General features: G+C 66.3%; 21 protein-coding genes, 1 pseudogene and 1 riboswitch. Of the genes and pseudogenes, 7 read left to right on the forward strand and 15 right to left on the reverse strand.

The window, feature by feature from the left end; genetic code table 11:
- Positions 1–3: 3 nt before the first annotated feature.
- Genes EB230_RS17490 through cbiE form a run of 6 tightly spaced genes read right to left on the reverse strand, consistent with a single transcriptional unit; the run spans position 4 to position 5,293 of the window.
- Positions 4–780, reverse strand: coding sequence for an adenosylcobinamide-GDP ribazoletransferase (locus EB230_RS17490; RefSeq protein ID WP_172373423.1), 777 nt, complete (start codon positions 778–780; stop codon positions 4–6).
- The gene (locus EB230_RS17495; RefSeq protein WP_056572934.1) at positions 777–2,096 is read right to left on the reverse strand and encodes a cobyrinate a,c-diamide synthase; all 1,320 of its coding nucleotides are present in this window, start codon (positions 2,094–2,096) and stop codon (positions 777–779) included. The genes EB230_RS17490 and EB230_RS17495 overlap by 4 nt, the downstream gene beginning before the upstream one ends.
- Entirely contained in the window at positions 2,093–2,911 is an 819-nt protein-coding gene (gene cobA, locus EB230_RS17500; RefSeq protein ID WP_056572931.1) for a uroporphyrinogen-III C-methyltransferase, read from the reverse strand. The genes EB230_RS17495 and cobA overlap by 4 nt, the downstream gene beginning before the upstream one ends.
- Positions 2,908–3,672 carry a precorrin-4 C(11)-methyltransferase gene (gene cobM / locus EB230_RS17505; protein ID WP_056572928.1) on the reverse strand — a complete coding sequence of 255 codons (765 nt, stop codon included), beginning with the start codon at positions 3,670–3,672 and terminating at the stop codon, positions 2,908–2,910. Before cobM ends, cobA begins: the two co-directional genes overlap by 4 nt.
- Positions 3,669–4,055 (reverse strand): cobalamin biosynthesis protein, encoded by a 387-nt coding sequence (locus EB230_RS17510; RefSeq protein ID WP_172373424.1) that lies wholly within the window; start codon positions 4,053–4,055, stop codon positions 3,669–3,671. Before EB230_RS17510 ends, cobM begins: the two co-directional genes overlap by 4 nt.
- On the reverse strand, positions 4,052–5,293 hold the full coding sequence (gene cbiE, locus EB230_RS17515; RefSeq protein ID WP_172373425.1) for a precorrin-6y C5,15-methyltransferase (decarboxylating) subunit CbiE: 1,242 nt from the start codon (positions 5,291–5,293) through the stop codon (positions 4,052–4,054). Before cbiE ends, EB230_RS17510 begins: the two co-directional genes overlap by 4 nt.
- A 1-nt stretch (position 5,294) precedes the next feature.
- On the opposite strand from cbiE, the gene EB230_RS17520 reads away from it, so the two are divergent.
- Complete coding sequence (locus tag EB230_RS17520) at positions 5,295–6,071, forward strand: cobalt-precorrin-6A reductase (RefSeq protein ID WP_056572921.1); 777 nt, start codon at positions 5,295–5,297, stop codon at positions 6,069–6,071.
- Here EB230_RS17520 and EB230_RS17525 read toward each other — a convergent pair.
- The 9 genes and pseudogenes from EB230_RS17525 to EB230_RS17560 form a co-directional block, all read right to left on the reverse strand.
- Positions 6,035–6,799 carry a precorrin-3B C(17)-methyltransferase gene (locus EB230_RS17525; RefSeq protein WP_172373426.1) on the reverse strand — a complete coding sequence of 255 codons (765 nt, stop codon included), beginning with the start codon at positions 6,797–6,799 and terminating at the stop codon, positions 6,035–6,037. The genes EB230_RS17520 and EB230_RS17525 overlap by 37 nt on opposite strands.
- Entirely contained in the window at positions 6,796–7,554 is a 759-nt protein-coding gene (locus tag EB230_RS17530) for a precorrin-2 C(20)-methyltransferase (protein ID WP_056572915.1), read from the reverse strand. Before EB230_RS17530 ends, EB230_RS17525 begins: the two co-directional genes overlap by 4 nt.
- On the reverse strand, positions 7,551–8,183 hold the full coding sequence (locus EB230_RS17535; RefSeq protein WP_172373427.1) for a precorrin-8X methylmutase: 633 nt from the start codon (positions 8,181–8,183) through the stop codon (positions 7,551–7,553). The genes EB230_RS17530 and EB230_RS17535 overlap by 4 nt, the downstream gene beginning before the upstream one ends.
- A 2-nt stretch (positions 8,184–8,185) precedes the next feature.
- Complete coding sequence (gene cobG / locus EB230_RS17540; protein ID WP_172373428.1) at positions 8,186–9,706, reverse strand: precorrin-3B synthase; 1,521 nt, start codon at positions 9,704–9,706, stop codon at positions 8,186–8,188.
- Positions 9,703–12,483 (reverse strand): cobaltochelatase subunit CobN, encoded by a 2,781-nt coding sequence (cobN, locus tag EB230_RS17545; protein ID WP_246738809.1) that lies wholly within the window; start codon positions 12,481–12,483, stop codon positions 9,703–9,705. Before cobN ends, cobG begins: the two co-directional genes overlap by 4 nt.
- 149 nt (positions 12,484–12,632) lie before the next feature.
- A pseudogene (locus EB230_RS32670) lies at positions 12,633–13,187 on the reverse strand (cobaltochelatase subunit CobN); the annotation flags it as partial.
- Positions 13,188–13,206: 19 nt separating this feature from the next.
- On the reverse strand, positions 13,207–14,259 hold the full coding sequence (cobW, locus tag EB230_RS17550) for a cobalamin biosynthesis protein CobW (protein WP_172373429.1): 1,053 nt from the start codon (positions 14,257–14,259) through the stop codon (positions 13,207–13,209).
- A 2-nt stretch (positions 14,260–14,261) separates the two neighbouring features.
- Positions 14,262–14,690 (reverse strand): DUF1636 family protein, encoded by a 429-nt coding sequence (locus tag EB230_RS17555; protein ID WP_172373430.1) that lies wholly within the window; start codon positions 14,688–14,690, stop codon positions 14,262–14,264.
- Between the two features lie 39 nt (positions 14,691–14,729).
- Positions 14,730–14,935, reverse strand: a riboswitch (cobalamin riboswitch).
- Between the two features lie 29 nt (positions 14,936–14,964).
- Positions 14,965–16,164, reverse strand: coding sequence for a winged helix-turn-helix domain-containing protein (locus EB230_RS17560; protein ID WP_172373432.1), 1,200 nt, complete (start codon positions 16,162–16,164; stop codon positions 14,965–14,967).
- 388 nt (positions 16,165–16,552) lie between these two features.
- Between EB230_RS17560 and EB230_RS17565 the strand changes: the two genes are divergently transcribed.
- The 6 genes from EB230_RS17565 to nuoF are packed head-to-tail and all read left to right on the forward strand — an operon-like array spanning position 16,553 to position 21,896.
- Positions 16,553–16,918 (forward strand): NADH-quinone oxidoreductase subunit A, encoded by a 366-nt coding sequence (locus EB230_RS17565; protein WP_010910112.1) that lies wholly within the window; start codon positions 16,553–16,555, stop codon positions 16,916–16,918.
- Positions 16,909–17,490, forward strand: a complete 582-nt coding sequence (locus tag EB230_RS17570) for an NADH-quinone oxidoreductase subunit B (protein WP_015317338.1) — start codon at positions 16,909–16,911, stop codon at positions 17,488–17,490. Before EB230_RS17565 ends, EB230_RS17570 begins: the two co-directional genes overlap by 10 nt.
- A gap of 4 nt (positions 17,491–17,494) precedes the next feature.
- Positions 17,495–18,100: an NADH-quinone oxidoreductase subunit C gene (locus EB230_RS17575; protein WP_172373434.1), complete on the forward strand. Its 606-nt coding sequence runs from the start codon at positions 17,495–17,497 to the stop codon at positions 18,098–18,100.
- A gap of 9 nt (positions 18,101–18,109) precedes the next feature.
- Positions 18,110–19,300 (forward strand): NADH-quinone oxidoreductase subunit D, encoded by a 1,191-nt coding sequence (locus tag EB230_RS17580; RefSeq protein WP_027044896.1) that lies wholly within the window; start codon positions 18,110–18,112, stop codon positions 19,298–19,300.
- The gene (locus EB230_RS17585; protein ID WP_172373436.1) at positions 19,301–20,581 is read left to right on the forward strand and encodes an NADH-quinone oxidoreductase subunit E; all 1,281 of its coding nucleotides are present in this window, start codon (positions 19,301–19,303) and stop codon (positions 20,579–20,581) included.
- Between the two features lie 10 nt (positions 20,582–20,591).
- Positions 20,592–21,896 carry an NADH-quinone oxidoreductase subunit NuoF gene (gene nuoF / locus EB230_RS17590; RefSeq protein ID WP_056572885.1) on the forward strand — a complete coding sequence of 435 codons (1,305 nt, stop codon included), beginning with the start codon at positions 20,592–20,594 and terminating at the stop codon, positions 21,894–21,896.
- Positions 21,897–21,898 lie beyond the last annotated feature (2 nt).

The following is a 21,898-nucleotide window of genomic DNA, read 5'->3' on the forward strand; positions in this document are numbered from 1 at the left end:
GGATCAAGAGAGCGCGACGGAAGCGACAAGAAGCACCGCGACTTCGCTGACCTGTTGCAAGGCGCCGATCGTGTCGCCGGTCTGGCCACCGATCTGGTTGAGGCAAAGGGCATGGAAGGCGGCAAACAGCAGGCCGAGCAGGATGAGCGCGGCGATGGCGCCGCCGAGCCCGAGGAGAAGAAGCGGGATCGCGCCAAGCACGGCGCCGGCGATGGCGATTTCCTGCGAGACCGTACCGGCACCCGCCGACAGGCCATCGGACCGTGCCGGCGGCAACAGGTGCATGAACGCGCCAAGCACACCGCGCGAAGCGGCGTGGGCAGCCACGAGAGCGAAGAGGGCCTGCGTGGGGTCGACGAATTCCGAAAGCACGTTCCAGCGGATCAGCAACGACAGGGTCAGGGCTGCCGCGCCATAGGCACCAATGCGGCTGTCGCGCATGATGTCCAGCTTGCGGCCGCGCGATTTACCGCCGCCAAAGCCGTCGGCGACGTCGGACAGCCCGTCCTCGTGCAGGCAGCCGGTGGTGATAACGGTTGAAACAAGGGCAAGGGCGGCCGCCGGGCCCATGGCAAGGCCAAACCGTTCCGCCGTGGCAAAGACGATGGCGCCGATCAGGCCGACGACGAGGCCGGCGACCGGCGCTGCCCAGATCGCGGCGGCAAGGCCGCGGCCGCGAAAATCGAGGATGGGCAGAGGCAGGCGGGTGAAGAAGACCAGGCAGAGCGCCATGTCGTCGAGGATTTGCCGAGGCGAAAGGGTCAAATTCGGGAGCTTCATGCGCCGCCCCTCGCTATCGCATGGAAGAAGGTGCCGCTGACATGGCCGCGCCGATAGCCGGAGGCGCCGATCGGATTGCCCTGACCATCGGCGAGGTCGGCCAGCGGCTCGTCATTGCCGGTTGCCGTCATCTGCGCATAGTGGAATTCGTGGCCCCGGATCAACGCGCCCTGCACGCCCAGCGGGCAATCGGCGCGCAGTCGCGCCTCGCGGTAGCCAAGGTTCATCTTCCGCCTTGCAAAACTGGTGGAATGGCCAAGCAGGCCAAGCATTCCGTGCGTTTCGCCCGAGGCATCTTCCAGCGCCTGGCCAAGCACCATGAAGCCGCCGCACTCGCCATGCACGGGCTTGGTCGCGGCGAAGCGCGCCATTCCGGCCTTGAAAGTCTCCGACGCCGCGAGCCGGCCGGCGTGAAGCTCGGGATAGCCGCCGGGAAGCCAGCAGACGTCACAATCCTCGTCGGGCGCCTCGTCGGCGAGTGGCGAGAACGGAACGATTTCCGCGCCCGCCTTGCGCCAATAGCTGGCGACATGCGGGTAGAGGAAGGTGAAGGCGGCATCTTCCGCAAGGGCTATCCGCTGCCCGGGCGGCTGCAGCGCCTCGTCGAAGCCGCCTTCCGCCGGGGTGAGGGGCGTTGCCAGCGCCATGACCGCGTCGAGGTCGAGCGACTTCTCCGCCATGTTGGCAAGGCGGTCGAGATGCGCCATCAGATCATCATACTCGCCGGCCTGGACGAGACCGAGGTGCCGCTCGGGCAGGTTCAGGGTGGGGTCGCGCAAGATGGCGCCGACGACAGGCAGGCCGATCGCCTCGATCGCATCGCCGGAGAGCCGGCGGTGGCGCTCGCTGCCCAGCCGGTTGAGCACGACGCCGGCCATGCGCACATCCGGATCGTAAGTGGCAAAACCCTTGGCGACGGCCGCCGCGGTGGTCGACTGGCCGGACACGTCGAGCACAAGCAGCACCGGCAGGCCGTAGAGCCGGGCGAGATCGGCCGCCGAACCGGTTCGCCCCCGCGCGGCCGGAATGCCGTCGAACAGGCCCATGGCGCTTTCGAGGATGACAAAATCAGTATCGTCAGCCGCTTGTGCGGCGAGGGCGTTGAGCAGCGATGGCGGCATCGCCCAGCTGTCGAGATTGACGCCGGACAGGCCCGTGGCGGCCGTGTGGAAACCAGGATCTATATAGTCGGGTCCGGATTTGGCGCCCCGCACCTTCAGCCCGCGTCGGGTGAGCGCGCGCAGAATGCCGATGGTGACGCTGGTCTTGCCCGAGCCGGAGCGCGGGGCGCCGATGATGATGGCGCGGGCCGTCATGCCTTGCCCGCCAATGCGGCGCGCATGGCGACGATGCCACCGACGACGATCAGTGCCGGCGAGGCAAGGCCGGCGGCGGCCACTTCCTCGGCAATGGTGGCGAGCGTGGCGACGACGGTTCGCTCCCGCGGTGTCGTCGCGGCGACGATCACCGCCGCCGGCGTCGAGGGCGCCAGCCCGCCGTCGAGCAGCGCTGCCGCGATCAGCGGCAGGTTCGCCATGCCCATATAGACGACAACCGGCTGGCCGGTACGGGCGATTGCCGCCCAGTCGATGTCGTCGTCGGTGCCGGCGGCGTGGCCGGTCGCCAGGATCACCGCCTTGTTGATGCCGCGCATGGTGGCCGGGATGCCGGTTGCGGCCAGCGCGCTGAGGCCGGATGTCAGGCCGGGCAAAACCCGGAAAGGGATAGCTTCGCGCGCGAGCGCCAGGGCCTCTTCGCCGCCACGGCCGAAAATATAGGGATCGCCGCCTTTCAGCCTGACGACGCGGCGGCCTTCGCGCGCCAGCCGAACCAGAAGAGCGGTGATATCGTCCTGCTTCATCGAAGGCTGGCCGCCGCGTTTGCCGGCGTAGAACAGTTCGGCTGCCGATGCCACCGCCACGACATCGGGTGAGACCAGCGCATCATAGACCAGCGCATCCGCCTCGGCCAAGGCCGCCAGGACTTCCAGGGTCAGGCAGCCGGGGTCGCCGGGGCCGGCGCCGGCCAGCCAGACATGGCCCGGTTCCAGCGAACGCGGCTTGAAGTTCAGCCGGGCAAGCGCCTGTTCGAGCGTGGCGTGTTCGCCTGTGTTCCTGGTGCTGCCGCTCACAATCCGTCCCGTCCGCGAAAACGCCGCTGATAGTGGGCGTCGTACAATGAACTCTCGCCAAAGCCTTCCGCCGCAAGCGAGCGGCCGACGAAGATGATCGCCGTACGCTCCATCGGATCGGCGGCCAGTTGCGCCTCGATCGTTTCCAGCGTCCCCGTCAGCACGCGCTCATCCGGCCACGAGGCCCGGAAGACGATCGCCACCGGACAATCGCCGCCATAATGCGGCGTCAATTCGGCGACGACACGGTCGATGGCGTGGATGGCAAGATGGATGGCCAGCGTGGCGCCGGTGCGGCCGAAGCCGGCCAGCGTTTCGCCGGGCGGCATTTTCGAGGCGCGGCCGGAGATGCGGGTCAGCACCAGGCTTTGCGCCAGTTCGGGAATGGTCAACTCGCGGCGCAGCGCCGCCGCGGCCGCGGCGAAGGAAGGAACGCCCGGCGTCAGCGTGTAAGGGATGCCGTGTTTTTCCAGCCGGCGGATCTGCTCGGCGACCGCACTCCAAACCGACAGGTCGCCGGAATGCAGCCGCGCTACATCATGGCCGGCCTTGTGGGCCTCGACATAGGCGGCCTCTATCTCATCGAGCGACATCGGCGCGGTGTCGATCAGTTTGGTCCCGGGCGCGCAATGCTGCAGCAATTCGGGTGCGACGATGGAGCCGGCATGCAGGCAGACCGGACAGCTTGCCAGGAGCTTGGCACCGCGCAGCGTGATGAGGTCGGCGGCACCCGGACCGGCACCGATGAAATGAACGGTCATGGCGCGTCTCCGCTGATGGCGATGGCGCAGGTGACCGGGCCAAGCACGGTGCGAGGGCCAAGCAGTTTCGCACCGGCCCCGGCAACGGCGAGGGCCGCCGCTTCGGAAACCGAGGGCGTGCCGGCCAGTTCCTGCGAGAGGCTGGAATGGCTGAGCGTGCCTGGCGAGGCGGCTTGAAGCGCTGCGTCATCGACGATGACAACCGGGAGGTTCAGCGAGCGGCCAGCGGCGGCGATCGCGTCTTCATCCTTCTTGAGCGCCGCGGTGGCCAGTGCCGAAAGCGCCGTCATTGCCAACCCATGCGTTTCGATCGCGGTTTCAATCGCGGCAAGCACGTCCTCGACGCCAACGCCTTTGCGGCTGCCGATGCCCGCGACCATCATGGCTTCACCCAGTTCCATTGCGTGACTGGCATGGCTGGCCGCCATGCCTGCATCGAACCGACCGGCGAGGCGCGCGAAATGTCTATCCGGGTAAGATCGCCGCCCAGCTTCAGGTGCTGGGCGAGAAGCAGCGTTTCCATCTCCAGTGTCACCGCATTGGCGACCAGACGGCCACCGGGGCGCAGCGCCTTGATGGCGGTGTTCAAGACACCGGTGTCGCTGCCCCCGCCGCCGATGAAGATAGCGTCCGGCATCTCCAGCCCGGCAAGCGCCTTTGGCGCGTTGCCTTCCACCACCACCAGGCCCGGAACGCCGCAGGCGGCTGCATTGCGGTGGATGCGAGCGGCGCGGCCCGGGTCGGCCTCGATGGCGATGGCGCGCATCAAGCGGTGGGCGAGCATCCACTCGATGCCGATCGAGCCGGAGCCGGCGCCGATGTCCCACAGCAACTCGCCGCGCCTGGGCGCCAGTGTCGACAAGGTGACAGCGCGGATTTCCCGCTTGGTGATCTGGCCGTCATGGTCGAACAGATGATCGGCAAGGCCAATCGTAAGCGGCAGCACACGGCCTTGCGGGTTCGAATCAATTTCGACGGCCAGCACGTTGAGCGGATTGACGTTTTCGAGGTCGAAGGCATCGGCGCGTGCCATGCGCTGTTTCTCGTTCGGTCCGCCCAAAGCTTCCAGGACCGTCAGCCGCGATGCGCCGAAATCGAGTTCTGCGAGCAGGCGGGCAATTGCCGCCGGCGCGTCGCCGTCCGATGTCAGCGCCAGGATGCGTGCATTGGGCTGCAGCAGCGGCCGGATCAGGTCGAGCGGCCGGCCATGCAGCGAGACGGTCTCGATGTCCTGCAGCGCCCAGCCAAGGCGGGCGGCGGCCAGCGAGACGGCCGACGGCGCGGGGATGACATGCATCTCCCGCGGCTCGACCTTGCGGGCGAGGGTGGCGCCGACGCCGTGGAAAAAAGGATCGCCGGAGGCAAGCACGCAGACTTTGCGGCCCGCCAGCGCCAGCACGTCAGCCATCCCGGCATCGAAGGGCACCGGCCAGGGGCACGGCTCGCCCTTGGCGAAGGACGCGACCAGCGCCAGATGGCGCTTGCCGCCGAAGATGAACTCCGCGTCGGCGATCCGCTGCTTGGCCTCGTCGCCGAGACCCGCTAAACCGTCCTCGCCGATGCCGATCACCGTCAGCCATTTCGACGCATAGCCGGCTCCGCGCGGACTTTCAGCAGGCATGATGACCCACCGTATCCTGATCCTCGGCGGCACCACGGAAGCCCGGCAACTGGCTGGAAAGCTGGCGGTACGCGCTTCGGTCACGCTGTCGCTGGCTGGTCGCACCGAAAGCCCCGTGGCGCAAGGCGTGCCCGTGCGAACCGGAGGGTTTGGCGGCGCCGATGGCCTGGCCGCCTACCTCGAGGAGACAAGCACCGACCTGCTGATCGACGCCACGCATCCCTATGCGGCGCGAATCTCCGCCAATGCCGCGCAGGCGGCGCGCGCGGCCGGCGTGCCGATCTTGGCCCTGCGCCGTCCGGGCTGGGAGCCCATCGAAGGCGACCGCTGGACTGATGTCGATAGCGTCACCGAAGCCGTGCAGGCACTTGGACCGGCACCGCGCCGCGTCTTCCTGGCGCTTGGCCGACAGGAGGTGGCGGCCTTCGAAGCCGCGCCCCAGCACCATTACCTCATCCGCAGCGTCGATCCGGTCGAGCCGAAGCTCGCCGTGCCCGACGCCGACTACCTGCTGGCGCGCGGTCCGTTCCGCGAAGCTGACGAGCGAGCGCTGCTGGAAAGACACAGCATCGACGGTGTCGTGTCCAAGAACAGCGGCGGCGCCGCCACTTACGGCAAGATTGCCGCCGCGCGGGCGCTTGGTGTCGAGGTGATCATGGTCCGCAGGCCAATGTTGCCGGAGGTGCCTTCGGCTGAAACCGTCGAAGCGCTGGCCGCGATTGTCAACCAATTCGGGGCCGATCATTTTGTCGAACCCGATGCCGAACGCGGCGTGTAGACCAGCGCCGGCTTGTCCGCGCGCTTGATGATCCGGGTTTCCGGCGACCCGATGATGATGCAGGTCGCCATGTCGGCCTTTTGCGCATCGACGTCGGCCAGCAGATAAACCTCGATGCGCTCGTCCGGACGGCCGGCGGCGCGGCCGAAGATGACCGGCGTGGTGCCGGGCAGGATCGCGGTCAGGCATTCGAAAGCGCGGCCAAGCTGCCAGGGGCGGGCCTTGCTGATGGGGTTGTAGAGCGCGATGACGAAGCCTGCGCCGGCCGCCGCCAGCAGGCGCAGTTCGATCAGGTCCCACGGCTTCAAATTGTCGGACAGTGAGATGGCGCAGAAATCATGGCCGAGCGGTGCGCCGATGCGGGCGGCGACCGCCAGCATGGCGGTGACGCCGGGCACCACGGCAACGTCGATAGCCCGCCATTCAGCCGGGCCGGCCTCGATTGCCTCGCAAACCGCGGCCGCCATGGCAAAGACGCCAGGATCACCGCCGGAAACCACGGCGACGTCGTGGCCTTCCGCGGCCTTGGTCAAGGCGTCCTTGGAGCGGGCGAGTTCCTCACGGTTGTCGGAGGCAACGCGAGTCTGGTCCGGGCGCAGGTCCAGCCGGTCGAGATAGGGCTTGTAGCCATAGAAGAACTTCGCCTCGGCCACGGCGCGGCTTGCTTGCGGCGTGACCTGATCGGCATTGCCGGGCCCGAGGCCGATGACGGTCAGGCGGCCGCTCATGCCTGTGCTCCCAATGCCCCTGGCCGGCCGGACCAGCCGGCGACCAGCACGATGGCGAAATAGGGGGCCTTGTCGTCCTGCTTGTCGGCGAGCTTCATCGAGACGCTGCCGGCCATGGTGCCGCGCTCGACATAGACGGCGCGCGTCAGCTTGCCGGTGGCTTCGAGCGCCCGCCTGATCTTGGGCAGGTTGCGGCCGACCTTCATGATGACGGCGGCATCGGTGTCGGCCAGGCGACGCGTCAGCTCGAACTCGCTCATCGTGCCGGGCAAAACCGTCAGCACGTCGTCGCCCTGGACGATCGGCACACCGGTCTGCGACCAGCAGCCGGACATTGCGGTGACGCCTGGAATGACTTCGGTCGCGAAGCGATGGGCGAGGCGGACATGCAGATGCATGTAGGATCCGTAGAACAGCGGGTCGCCTTCGGACAACACGGCAACCATCCTGCCGGCGTCGAGGTGTTCGGCGACCTTTTCGGCCGACTCCTCGTAGAAACCGGTGATCTGCGATCGGTAATCGTCGTGATCCTTGTCGATCTCGGTGGTCACGGGATAGAGCAGCGGCAGTTCCAGCATATCTGGTCGGAAGCGTGCCTCGACGATGGCGCGCGCGTTGCTGTTGTTGCCGCGCTTGGCGAAGTAGGCGACGACATCGGCCTCGGCCAGGGCGCGCGCGGCCTTCAGTGTCAACAGTTCTGGATCGCCGGGACCCGTGCCGACGCCGACAAGTCGGCCTTTGGGGAGCGCGTTCACAGGCCGGGCCTCGCCAATGAATTGAGCGCGGCGGCCGTCATGGCGCTGCCGCCAAGCCGGCCACGCACGATGGCATAGGGCACGCCATAGGAATTCTCGGCCAATGCATCCTTGGATTCGGCGGCACCGACGAAGCCGACCGGCATGCCGATGATGGCCGCCGGCTTCGGCGCGCCGTCGCGCAATTTTTCCAGGAGATAGAACAGCGCGGTCGGCGCATTGCCGATGGCGACGACCGAACCGGCCATGCGCTCGCCCCACAGGTCGATCGCGGCGGCAGAACGGGTGTTGCCGATCGCTTTGGCGATGTCGTGCGTGCGCGGATCGCGCAGCGTGCAGATCACCTCGTTGCCGGCCGGCAGCCGGGCGCGGGTGACGCCATGCGAGACCATTTCGGCATCGCAGAAGATCGGCGCGCCGGCGGCGAGTGCCTGGCGCGCGGCGGTGACGAATTCAGGCGAGAAAACGAAATGGCTTGATGCTTCGACCTGGCCGCAGGCATGGATCATGCGGATGGCGACATCGGCCTCGGCTTCGGAGAAGCGTTTGAGGTCGGCCTCGGCGCGGATAATGGCGAAGGAGCGCTCGTAGATCGCCGTGCCGTCGTGGATGTAGTCGTAGGCGGCCATGCTCATTTCCGTTTTTTAGTTTGGGCCTGTTGGTAAGTCTCGGCGATTGCCGCCGGCCCAAGCCTTGTCAGGCAAGCAGCGGCGGTCTCGTCCTGAAATCGTGCACTGCGGATCACCGCCGCGACGCGACCGAAGCCGCGCGCGGCGTCATAGCCCGGCCTGTAGCCGGCAGGAAGAGCCTTTGCCGTCGCGTTCACGACAAGTCCGGCTCCATTTTCGTCGCCGACGATCGTGAGCGCCGCCGGGCCGGGATGTGCACAGCCCTTGGCACAGCCGGAAATGTGCAGCGTGAAGTCGAGAATGTCCGCGTTTTCGGCGGCGATCGTCTCGGCGATGTCACGCGTGGCGATGCGGCCGGAGGCGCAGGCCGGCGTGCCGGGGCAGGCGGCGATGCGGGTGCGCGGATCGGTGTGGGAGGTGACGAAGCCGAGGGCGGCGGCGGCTTGCTGGAGGCGATGGTTCGCTGACTGTGGTTGGCCGAGGAAGAGCAAGGCGCGGCCCGGGGCGAGGCGGATTTCGGTGGTGCCCAGCGTGAGGGCGCTTTGCGTGAGAGCGATGAGCTTGTCGGCTGGCATACTGCCGTAGGGGAGAGCAATGCCGAGGGCGAAAGTGTCGCCGGCCAAAGGGAAAAGGCCGATAGGTTTGCGCGAGGCGCCCCCCTCTGTCCTGCCGGACATCTCCCCCACAGGTGGGGAGATCGGCTGCCCTGCCGGCGGCGTTGTTCTTGCGAAAGCGGACGTGTGCTGAGCCGTTTCGGCGTTGGAAATGGGCGAGGCCGAGCACGAATGAGCAATCTCCCCCCTTGTGGGGGAGATGTCCGGCAGGACAGAGGGGGGCGCCACAGAATGCCAGCCTGCGAGAGATACCAATTGCCTCTCCGACAAATCCCTCGCATGCGCTTCGCGGCCCTTTTCAGCGACCATCCTGAGCGTAGCGACGGCTATGTCTCTAGCGGCATCGGCATCGACTGTTGCCAGCACCTTCGCGTTTCGGCCGTCACCGGCAACCGATACGCTCCAGACGATGTCGTTGTCGGCTCGCACCGCCTTCAGCCGCACATCGGCCGTCACCGCATCCATCGTCAATTGTCCGCCACCGTCGACAACCACCGAAACCTTCGGCCCCAGCCGTTGCGTCAGCCCAGCGTCCTCGACCGCCACCCTGACCCGCTCCGCCAGCGGTCGCGGATCGGCGATCTCGCGAGGATCGATGCCCGCCAACGGACTGGTCTCCACCGGCACGCCGGTCCGCACCGCAATGCCCAGCGCATCGACCTCCGCCGCTAGCAGTGCTGCGGTCTCCGCTGTAAGGCCGCGTATCTGCAGACTACCCCGCGCCGTCACCTCCATGATGCCGTTGCCGTGCCGCTGGGCGGAGTCCGCCAGCTCGATCAAGAGCTTCGGCGTCAATCCTTCAAAAGATGGGGCTCCGGCAACCGGGTTGAGCCGCACCAGCAGCCCATCGCCGGTCTGCATTGGTGCCGACAGGGCCGGACAGGCGCCCCGGCGCGAGAAGGCGTTCATGCCGCCACTCCCAGCACCTCTGCCTCGGCAATCAGCGCCGCGAGATCGTCGTCGATGGAATTGCGCAAGGGATGCCAGAGGCCGCGCCGTCGCGCGGAGAGAAAACGCTCGGCGATGACCTTCGCGGCGGCCGGGTTTTCGCGCAGGATGAAGGCGCGAACTTCCGCGTCGCCAACATAGGCGTCGTGCACGGCCTCGATCAGCGCGCCCGAAATGGCATGGGTGGTCTCGGCGAAGCCGACCAGCCGGTCGACCGTCTCGGCGAATTCGGAGGCGCCGCGCGGGCCGTGCCGCATCTGTCCGGCGATGAAACGCGCATTGACGGCGCGGGCGCGTACCACCCGCGAGACGGCCTCGCCGACCGAACGCGGCTTCGGCTTTTGCGGGTCTGTCGTGTCGAGGACGATGACGTCGGCATTCCGGCCGAGCGCTGCAAGTGCTGCCGAAAAGCCGCCGATGAAGGCGACGTCGGCGGAGCCTTCGAGAATGTCGCGGCCGGGGTCGTCGCCGGTGTGGACCAGAAGATCGGCTTCGGCGATGCGGGTTTCGAACGCGCCGGGCACCGAGACGCCTTCGCCGCCGGCACCGCCATAGGCATGCGAGGTGGCGTCGAGATAGGCGCGGCCGATTTCTTCGCGCGCTGCCCAGTCGCCGCTCGACAGGAGGTCCTCGACGCCGGCGCCGTAAGTGCCGGGCGAGGTGCCGAAAATGCGTGGGCTGATCTTGCCATCCGCTCGGGTCCGGGCCGCGAGCGGGTTTTCCGAATCCTCCTCGTCGCGCGCGGCGACGGCATTGGCGGCGGCGTCGATCAGCGCGATCTGGGTCGGGAACATGTCGCGGAACAGGCCCGATATGCGCCAGGTGACATCGACGCGCGGGCGGCCGAGCGTTGCCGGCGGCAGCACCTCGATGCCGGTGATGCGGCCGGTGGCGGCATCCCATTGCGGCCGGCAGCCCATCAGCGCCAGGCCTTGCGCGATTTCCTCGCCGCCGGTGCGCAGCGAGGCCGAGCCCCAGAGGTCGATCACCAGAGAGCGCGGCCAGTCGCCATGCGTTTGCATATAGCCGCGCACGACCTCTTCCGCCGCCGCCTTGCCCAGGTCATAGGCGGTCGGTGTCGGCATGGTGCGTGGATCCGACGTGAACAGGTTGCGGCCGGTGGGCAAAACATCGGAGCGCCCCCGCGCGGGCGCGCCGGCCGGTCCGGCCTTGACGTGGCGGCCATCGAGCGCGGCGAGCAGCGCCGACCTTTCAGTCTCGGCACTTTGGCGGCGCATGGCGTCAGGCTCACCATCGGGCGCGCGGCCGTAGATATGCAACCCATCCTTGATGGCGAAGTCCTTGAGGTCGCAGAGCCAGGCGTCGATGCGGCGCAGCGCCTCGTCGGGCGCGTCGGTCCTGGCGACGCCGGCTTCGGCGGCGAGGCCGGTCTTTTGCGCGGTGTCGACGATCAGCTTTGCCAGGCGGTCGCGGCGGCGGCGGTCGAGGCCATCTGCCTGGGCATATTCGTCAACCAGGCGTTCGAGTTTGTGCTGGTCGTCGTCCAGTCCCGCGCCGGCCAGCGGCGGCGGCAAATGGCCGAGCGTGACGGCGGCGATGCGCCGCTTGGCTTGCGCTGCTTCGCCTGGGTTGGAGACGATGAAGGGGTAGATGACGGGCAAGGGACCGGTGACGATCTCGGGAAAGCAGCTTTGCGAGAGTGCAACCGTCTTGCCCGGCAGCCATTCCAGCGTGCCGTGCGCGCCGACATGGATGAGCGCATGGACGCCGAGGGATTTGCGCAGCCACAGGCCAAACGCGATCAGGGCGTGGCGCGGGGGGAGCGTCGGGTCGTGATAGTCGGCGCGGCGGTCGGCGGAGCGGCCGCGGTCGGGGGCGAGGGCGACAGTAATGTTGCCGAAGGTGGCGGCGCGGAAGGGGAAGCTTGCTGAGATCGTTTGTGAAGGTCTGTGCGCCTGGCGCAACCCTGCCTCGTCTTCTGCCTTGCCCCAAGCGCCTTCGACCCCTGCGATTGCCGCAATCGGCAACTCTGTCGAGAAGGCAATATAGTTGTCTAACGTCAATCCAGTATCGCTGACTTCCAGCAAATCCAGCAGCGCGCGCGGCGTTTGCGGAATCCCTTCAACGGCATAGCCCTGTCCCTTCAGGTCATGCAGCATGGCCAGCACGCTCGACGGCACATCGAGGCCGACAGCATAGCCGGTACGGCCGGGAGCACTGGGATAGTCGGGGATCAGGATAGCCAGCTTGCGCCCGGCTCGAGGCGTCTCTCGCAGCTTGATGAAGGCCGCGACGCGGTCGGCCACCTGCGCCACGCGATCCGACTCGGGCCGGTTGGCGAAGGCACGGTGGCCAAGTGCGGGATCGACATCGCTTTCGCCCTTGAAGGAAATGGCGCCGGCGAGGATGCGGCCGTCCAGTTCTGGCAGCACGACATGCATGGCGAGGTCGGCGGGCGCCAGGCCGCGCTGGTTGTTTTCCCAGACGTCGCGGCGGGTGGTGGCGACGATGACCTGGAAGACGGGCACGCCGGCACGGTCGAACAGGGTTTCGACGCCGGGCTCGGCGCCTGACGCGAAGGCGGTCGCGGTGATGATGGCGGCGGGCTTCAGCACGGCGAACGCGGTTTCCACAAAGGCCAGTGACGGCGGGTCTTTCAGACTGGAGACGAAGATGGGGACCGGGAAAACGCCGCGCTGCCGCAGCGCTTCAAAAAGGGCATCGATCGGCGCGACATCGGCGGCGAGAAGCATCGAGCGGTAGAAGAGGATCGGCACGACCTTTCCCTCCCCCTCGAGGGGAGGGTGGCGGCAGAGCCGCCGGGTGGGGTCGGTTCGACCGGGCTCGGCGCTCTTGCGGTGCCTTCTGAGAGGACCCCACCCCCGGCCTGCGGCCGGACCCTCCCCTCGAGGGGGAGGGGGACGCCGCCGCGTGTGGGCTCGTAGTAGCCGGCTTTTGGCACTGCCACCGGCTCAACAACGGCCGCATCCTGGCCCGCCAGCCGCGCCAGCCGCTGCACCAGCGCGCTCATATTGGCCGGGCCGCCTTCGCGGAAATAGCCGAGCAGACTATCCAATTCCTCACGCGGCAGCGTCGAGGCTTCGATCAGCCTGAGATCCTCGTCGTGGCTTTCACCGGGAAGCAGCGCCAGTTTTATGCCGCGCTCGCGGGCGACCGAGGCCAACTGGTCGCAGCCATAGCGCCACCAATCATGGCCGCCGAGGATGCGCACCAGGATGATCTTGGCGTGGCGGGCGACGCTGTCGACCCAGAGGTCGACGGACATGGGATGGCGAAGGTCGCGCAATGCCGCCAGCCGCATCGAGGGCAGGCGGCCGGCATCGGCCTTCCACGCCGCCGCCAACCCGGCAAGATCGCTGTCGGTGAAGGACAGCGCCACGATATCCGCCGGCGTCTGCCGCAGATCGACCGGCTCGGCGAGATCGTCGAGCGAGGCGGACGTCGTGGTGAGGATATGCATCGCGGCCCGTGTCTGAAAATCAGCCGGCGAGTATACGCTCGATTGCCGGGCGGTTCAGCCCCTTGAGGCCGATGACGACCAGGCGCGAGCGGCGGTCGTCCTCGGCCGTCCAGGCGCGGTCATAGTAATGATTGACGCGCGGGCCGACGGCCTGCAGGAGGAGCCGCATCGGCTTGCCGCCGACCTCGACGAAACCTTTCACACGCAACACATTTTCTTCTTCGGCGACAGTGGCGACGCGCCTTGCCAGCTCGTCCGGATTGGCGATCGAAGAGATGTCGACGATGAAGGTGTCGAAGTCGTCGTGCTCGTGGTCGAAAGCGCCGTCATGATGGGATTTGCGGTTCTCGATATCGTCCTCGACGGCGAGACCGAGCCCGAGCAGTATGGAAGGGTCGACCTTGCCGTGCGAGGTCGGCACGATCTTCACGGCGCGGGCGGAATGTTCGTTGACGATGGCGTTGGCCCGGGCCGAACCGGCGGCGTCCATCAGGTCGCTCTTCGACAGTATGATCAGGTCCGCGCAGGCGATCTGATCCTCGAACACTTCCTCGACCGGGTCGTCATGGTCGAGGCTCTCATCCCCGGCGCGCTGCGCTTGCAAGGCGTCCATGTCGTTGGCGACGCGGCCTTCGGCCAAAGCAGGGCCGTCGACCACGGCGATCACGCCATCGACCGTCACGCGGCTCTTCACCGTCGGCCACTGGAACGCCTGGACCAGCGGCTTGGGCAGAGCGAGGCCCGAGGTTTCGATCAGGATGTGGTCGACCTTCGGCGTCAGCGACAGGATCTGGTCCAGCGCCGGCACGAAGTCGTCTGCCACGGTGCAGCAGATGCAGCCATTGGCCAGTTCAACGATGTTCTCCTCGGGGCAGGTGTCGATGCCGCAGCCTTTCAGGATTTCGCCGTCGATGCCGATGTCGCCGAACTCGTTGACGATAATGGCAATGCGCTTGCCGCCGGCGTTTTCCAGGAGATGGCGGACCAGCGTCGTCTTGCCGGCGCCGAGGAAGCCGGTGACGACGGTGCAGGGGACGCGGGAGAGATTGCCGGTCGAATTTGGGGCGCTCATGATCAATCCTTCAACAGGTCGAGGGGAGGAATGCGGGCCACGAGGCCGCGCTTGAGGGAATCGGGCCGGCCACGCCATGGAATGAGGCCGTCCGTCGAGGTGGCGAAGAGTTTGGCGCCGGTGACGAGGTCGGCGCCGCTGGCCGCGGTCAGGTCGCCGAAGACATAGCTCCAGCAGCCGTCGCGCAGGATGGCGGCGCTCAGCCGGCGCTTGCAATTGCCGAGGCATTCGACGGTGCGGACGCGGATGTTGTCATCGGCCGCGGCATGGCGCGTGTCCTCGGCCAGCAGTTCGCCGGCGCGGGGATGGGCGTCCGAGCCGGCCTCGTCGCGACAGGAGGCGCAGACGATGACCGTGACGCCGGTCAAGGCTTCGCTGTCGGCGGACGAATTGTCCGCTGTACCAGCCGAAAAACTGCCGTTCTGGTCCAAAAAGCCGGGCTCCTTGCCCGGAAACCCGCCGGGCGATCGGATTCTCTTGTCACAGACGGCAGGTCTCCTGGCTCGCGGGTCATCGCCTTGGGTGCCGCCTTCCCAGGAATCCCCAGTGGCTTTCGGCCTAGGCTCTTCGCTTACAGTTGCGGGGACAGCCGCGGATTTGAGATCTTTCACCTCGCACCGCATTCCCTCTTAGCCCCTGCCGTTGCGGGCAAGGGACCGTCTGGACGGGATTTAGGCTTTTGCAGGCAGCGGTGTCAACGCGAGCTTACGACATGGCGATGTCGGCCAGCGCCGGGCCCAGATCGCCTGCCGGCGTCACGTCCATGCGTTCAAGGCCAAGCCAGCCCTGCATCTGCTTCAATTCCTCGAAGAGCTGCGCGGCGGTTTCAGGCGGGGCGCCGGGCTCGGGGTAGGCGGCATGGACGCGCAGGACGCTCGCCGGCCGGTCCGCCTTGAGGTCGACGCGCGCGACGATCCGGTCGCCGAGCAGGAAGGGGAGGACGTAATAGCCGTATTGGCGCTTTTCAGCCGGCGTGTAGATCTCGATGCGGTAGTGGAAGTCAAACAGCCGCTCCGAACGCGAGCGCTCGAAGACGACCGGGTCGAACGGCGCCAACAGCGCGCGGGCCTCGATTTTCCGGGGCAGGCGGGCGTCCTTGTGAAGGTAGGCCGGCTTGTCCCAGCCTTCGACGCGCACCGGCAGCAATTCGCCCAACTCGACCAGTTCCTCCAGCCGGCCCTTCATATCGGCCGGCGACAGCCGGAAATAGTCGCGCAGGTCGCCTGACGTCGCCACGCCATGGGCGCGGGCGGAAATGCGCAGCAATTCGCGATGCGCGTCCTCGGCCGGGGGCACCGGCAGATCGAGGATCGCCTGCGGCAGCACGCGCTCCGGCAAATCATAGAAGCGCTCGAAGCCGCGACGGTGCGCCGTGGTGATGCGCCCGGCCCAGAACAGCCATTCGAAGGCGTGCTTGGCATGGCTCCAGCCCCACCAGCCGCCCGAACCTTTCTGGCCTTCGAGCGCCGAAGCGGCGATCGGGCCGCGCTCGACGACCGCGCGGTAGATGTCTTCTATATAGGCGGCGTGTTCGCGGCCCCATTTGGCCAGCCCCAGATACATTTCATCGCCTTGCTCGGCCCGCTGCATGCGCCAGCGCATCAGCGGGTAGGTCTCGACCGGCAGGAACGAGGCCTCATGCGCCCAGTATTCGAACACAGTGCGTTTGCGCGTCACGGCGGCATTGTCGAGCAAAGCGAGCGGGTAGGGGCCCAGGCGCGAATAGAGCGGCATATAATGAGCGCGCACCACCGCGCTGACGGAATCGATCTGCAGCAGGCCGGTGCGGGACAGCACACGGGCGAGATGACGGCGGTCGGGTGTGCCATTTGGGCGCGGATCGAGAAACCCTTGAGCGGCGAGTGCAATGCGGCGGGCCGCGGCAAGAGAGATCTTTTCCTTCATGCAGGCATCACTCCGAGGGGGCTTCGGCTGTGGGTCGGTCTTTGTCTGGGCAGCTTCTTGTCGCAAAACCGGCGTCCAGTTTTGCGGAACCTGCGTGGTGATTCCAACCCATGCTAGCAGGGTTTTGGCGGCAACCATGTCAGGAGAGAAAAGTGGAGTAAAAAGCGAAGGAAATCAAACAGGAGCGGATCGGACCAGTTTCTCCGGATATGCCGTCCAGGTCGGCGTTTTGAACAAGGTTTGACTTGCTTCGCTGGAAGTGCTGCGCTAACCCTCGCCGCGTTGCAGCATAGGCCCTTAAAACGGTTCAGCGGTTAAACTGTCACGCTTCCGCAATAAGGTCCGGTGCTGTAATCAACGTGGATTGGCGCCAACGGAAAGCCGCTGCATGAACGCACTTCTCAGTTCGTACCTGCCTATCGTCCTGTTCATAGGCGTGGCACTGGTCGTCGGCCTGGCGCTGCTGGCCGCCCCGTTCCTGGTGGCCTACCGCAATCCCGATCCCGAAAAGCTGTCCGCCTACGAGTGCGGTTTCAACTCGTTCGACGATGCCCGCATGAAATTCGACATCCGTTTCTACCTGGTGTCGATCCTGTTCATCATCTTCGACCTGGAAGTGGCCTTCCTGTTCCCCTGGGCCGTGTCCTTCTCGAAGATCGGCATGCTCGGCTTCTGGTCGATGATGGTGTTTTTGGCAGTGCTGACCATCGGCTTTGCCTATGAATGGAAAAAAGGAGCGCTGGAATGGGATTGAACGACAGTTCAGGCACCCTCGTCGCGCCGAAGCCGAAGGGCATCATCGATCCCAACACCGGCAGGCCGGTGGGGGAGGACGATCCCTTCTTCCTCGAAATCAACAATGAGCTTGCCGACAAGGGCTTCCTGGTCACCTCGACCGAGGCGCTGATCACCTGGGCGCGCAGCGGCTCGCTGATGTTCATGACCTTTGGCCTGGCGTGCTGCGCGGTCGAGATGATCCACACCTCGATGCCACGTTACGACTCGGAGCGGTTCGGTGTCGCGCCGCGCGCGTCTCCGCGCCAGTCCGACATCATGATCGTCGCCGGCACGCTGACCAACAAGATGGCGCCGGCGCTGCGCAAGGTCTACGACCAGATGCCGGAGCCTCGCTACGTCATCTCGATGGGCTCCTGCGCCAATGGCGGCGGTTACTACCACTATTCCTATTCGGTGGTGCGCGGCTGCGACCGCGTCGTGCCGGTCGACATCTATGTGCCCGGCTGCCCGCCGAGCGCCGAAGCTTTGCTCTACGGCATTCTTCTCCTGCAGAAGAAGATCCGCCGCACCGGCACGATCGAACGGTAAATCCATGGCAGCATCCCTGAGCGAACTGTCGACCTATCTCGGCGAAAAGCTGATCGGTCGTGTCAATGACGCGGTGCTCGCCTATGGCGAGCTCACCATCCATGTCGAGCCGCGCGACCTGGTCGAGGTGGTGACCTTCCTGCGCGACGATGCGCGCTGCCAGTTCATCTCGATCATCGATGTCTGTGGGGCTGATTATCCGTCGCGGGCCAAGCGCTTCGACGTTGTCTACCATCTGTTGTCGCCGAAGCAGAATGTCCGCATCCGCGTCAAGGTGCAGGCCGACGAGGAGACAATGGTGCCGTCGATCACCGGCGTCTATCCCGGCGCCGACTGGTTCGAGCGCGAGACCTACGATCTCTATGGCGTGCTGTTCTCGGGCCATCCCGACCTGCGCCGCCTGTTGACCGACTACGGTTTCGAAGGCCATCCGCTGCGCAAGGATTTCCCGCTGACCGGCTTCGTCGAGGTTCGCTACGACGACGAAGCCAAGCGCGTGATCTACGAGCCGGTCGAGCTCAAGCAGGAATTCCGCAATTTCGATTTTCTCTCGCCGTGGGAGGGGACGGATTACGTCCTGCCGGGCGACGAAAAAGCCAAGACGAATTGAGGCGCCACAATGGCTGAGACCTCCGTCCGCAATTTCAACATCAACTTCGGTCCGCAACATCCTGCGGCGCACGGCGTTTTGCGCCTGGTGCTGGAGCTGGACGGCGAAGTCGTCGATCGCGTCGATCCGCATATCGGGCTCTTGCATCGCGGCACGGAAAAGCTGATCGAGGCCAAGACCTATCTTCAGGCGGTGCCCTATCTCGACCGGCTCGATTATTGCGCGCCGATGAACCAGGAGCATGCCTTCGCGCTCGCGGCCGAGCGCCTGCTCGGTATCGAGGTGCCGAGGCGCGGCCAGCTGATCCGCGTGCTCTATTGCGAAATCGGCCGCATCATGTCGCACATCCTCAATGTGACGACGCAGGCCATGGACGTCGGCGCGCTGACGCCGCCACTGTGGGGCTTCGTCGAGCGCGAAAAGCTGATGGTGTTTTATGAGCGCGCCTCCGGCTCGCGCATGCATGCCGCCTATTTCCGCCCCGGCGGCGTCCATCAGGACCTGCCGCGTCAGCTGGTCGAGGACATCGGCAAGTGGATCGACCCGTTCCTCAAGTCGATCGATGATCTCGACAAGTTGCTGACCGGCAACCGCATCTTCAAGCAGCGCAATGTCGATATCGGCATTGTGTCGCTGGCCGATGCCTGGGCCTGGGGCTTTTCCGGCGTCATGGTGCGCGGCTCGGGCGCGCCCTGGGATCTGCGCAAGTCGCAGCCCTATGAATGCTATTCGGAAATGGATTTCGACATTCCGATCGGCAAGAACGGCGACTGCTACGACCGTTATCTCGTGCGCATGGAAGAAATGCGCCAGTCGGCGCGGATCATGCGCCAGTGCGTCGATCTCTTGCTCGGCAAGGAAAGCACCGGCCCGGTGTCGAACCTCGACGGCAAGGTGGTGCCGCCGAAGCGCCAGGCGATGAAGCGCTCGATGGAAGCGCTGATCCATCACTTCAAGCTCTACACCGAGGGCTATCGCGTTCCGGCCGGCGAGGTCTACGCGGCCGTCGAGGCGCCGAAGGGCGAGTTCGGCGTCTATCTGGTCTCCGACGGCTCCAACAAGCCATACCGCTGCAAGCTGCGCGCACCCGGTTTCGCGCATCTGCAAGCCATGGATTTCCTCTGCCGCGGCCACATGCTGGCCGACGTCACCGCCGTTCTCGGCTCCCTCGACATCGTGTTTGGTGAGGTCGATCGCTAAATGTCAGTCCGCCGTCTCGCAGAAGCCAGCGTCCAGCCCGCCTCCTTCGCCTTCAACCGGGCGAACGCGGCAGCGGCGAAGCAATGGATCAAGAAATACCCGAAAGGCCGCGAGCAGTCGGCGATCATTCCGTTGCTGATGATAGCGCAGGAACAGGAAGGCTGGGTGACCAAGGCGGCGATCGAGACGATCTCGGACATGCTCGGCATGCCCCGCATCCGCGGGCTCGAGGTCGCGACCTTCTACACGCAGTACCAGCTCAATCCGGTCGGCACGCGTGCGCATATCCAGGTCTGCGGCACCACGCCCTGCATGCTGCGCGGCTCGGAAGCGCTGATGGATGTCTGCCGCTCGCGGATCCATCACGACCAGTTCCACACCAACGACAAGGGCACCTTGTCGTGGGAAGAGGTCGAGTGCCTCGGCGCCTGCGTCAACGCGCCGATGGTGATGATCTTCAAGGACACGTTCGAGGACCTGACGCCGGAACGGCTGGCCGAAATCATCGATCTTTACGATGCGGGCAAGGGCGCTTCGGTAGCGCCTGGGCCGCAGAATGGCCGCACCGGCTCGGAGCCGGCCTCTGGTCTGACAACGCTGAAGAGCGAAAAGGCGATCCTCAAGTCGACCCGTGACAGGGAGGCGAGGGAGGCGGCAAAGGCCGCCAAGGCGGCGCCCGACGCGATCATTGCCGAGCCAGTTCCGGCACCCGCTGCCGCGCCCGTCGCGCCGTCCAATGCCAGCAAGCCGAAGACCGACGCGCCCGAAACCAGCCCAGCCTTGAAGACGCCTTCGGCGACCAAGGTGGCGCCTGCGGCGGAGAAGGCGGCGAGCGTTTCGGCGCCGCTGCACTCGGCCGCCAACGCCAACAAGGCAGCGCCCGAGGTTGAGCAGGTTGCCAAGCAGCGCAATGGTCCGAAGGCCAAGGCCGAACCGGCCGCTGCCTTCAAGGCGCCGGAAGCCAAGGTACCGGCCGCCAAGCCGGCGAAACCGTCGCTGGACGACAAGAACCGTCCGGCCGGCATCGACAGGCCGGCCGCGGTCGACGATCTCAAGCTGATCTCCGGCGTCGGCCCGAAGATCGAGGGCATCCTGCATACGCTGGGCATCTTCACCTTCGCGCAGGTCGCGTCGTGGAAGAAGGCGGAGCGCGAGTGGGTGGACGGCTATCTTTCCTTCCACGGCCGCATCGACCGCGACGACTGGGTCAAGCAGGCCAAGGCGCTCGCCAAGGGCGGCGTCGCCGAATACATCCGCGTTTTCGGCAAGAAGCCGGTCTGAGGGACGAAAAATGCTTCAGGACAAAGACCGCATCTTCACCAACATCTACGGCCTCTTCGACAAGTCGCTGGCCGGTGCGATGGCGCGCGGCGCCTGGGACAACACGCCCGGCATCGTCGCCAAGGGGCGCGAGTGGATCGTCAACGAGATGAAGGCGTCCGGCCTGCGCGGCCGTGGCGGCGCCGGCTTCCCGACGGGCCTCAAATGGTCGTTCATGCCCAAGCAGAGCGACGGCCGGCCGAGCTACCTCGTCATCAATGCCGACGAATCCGAGCCCGGCACCTGCAAGGACCGCGACATCCTGCGCAACGACCCGCACACGCTGGTCGAGGGGGCGCTGCTCGCCGGCTTCGCCATGGGCGCGGTCGCCGCCTACATCTATGTGCGCGGCGAGTTCATCCGCGAGCGCGAGGCGCTGCAGCGGGCCATCGAGGAGGCCTATGAGGCCAAGCTGATCGGCAAGAACAACACATCCGGCTACGACTTCGACGTCTACATGCATCATGGCGCCGGCGCCTATATCTGCGGCGAGGAAACCGCGCTGCTGGAAAGCCTCGAAGGCAAGAAGGGCCAGCCCAGGCTGAAGCCGCCATTCCCGGCCAATGTCGGCCTCTACGGCTGTCCGACCACCGTCAACAACGTCGAATCGATCGCGGTGGCGCCGACCATCCTGCGCCGGGGCGCGGCCTGGTTCTCGTCCTTCGGCCGACCCAACAATGTCGGCACCAAGCTCTTCTGCATCTCCGGCCACGTCAACAATCCGTGCACCGTCGAAGAGGCGATGTCGATCCCGTTCCGCGAGCTGATCGAGACGCATTGCGGCGGCATTCGGGGCGGCTGGGACAATCTCCTTGCGGTCATTCCAGGCGGCGCCTCGGTGCCGCTGGTGCCGGCCGAGCAGATCATCGACACGCCGATGGATTTCGATGCGCTGCGCGACCTCAAATCAGGCCTCGGCACGGCCGCCGTCATCGTCATGGACAAGTCGACCGACGTTGTGAAGGCGATCGCGAGGCTGTCGTACTTCTACAAGCACGAGAGCTGCGGCCAGTGCACGCCGTGCCGCGAAGGCACCGGCTGGATGTGGCGGGTGATGGAGCGGCTGGTGCGCGGCGAGGCGCAGAAGCGCGAGATCGACATGCTGCTCGACGTCACCAAGCAGGTCGAGGGCCACACGATCTGCGCGCTGGGCGACGCGGCCGCGTGGCCGATCCAAGGCCTGATGCGGCATTTCCGCGGCGAGGTGGAGCGGCGCATCGACGAGTTTTCGCGCAACGCGCACCGAGCCGAGCCAGTGATGGTGGCGGCGGAATAGAG

The sequence above is a fragment of the Mesorhizobium sp. NZP2234 genome, assembly GCF_013170765.1.
GTDB classification, from domain to species: Bacteria; Pseudomonadota; Alphaproteobacteria; order Rhizobiales; family Rhizobiaceae; genus Mesorhizobium; species Mesorhizobium loti_D.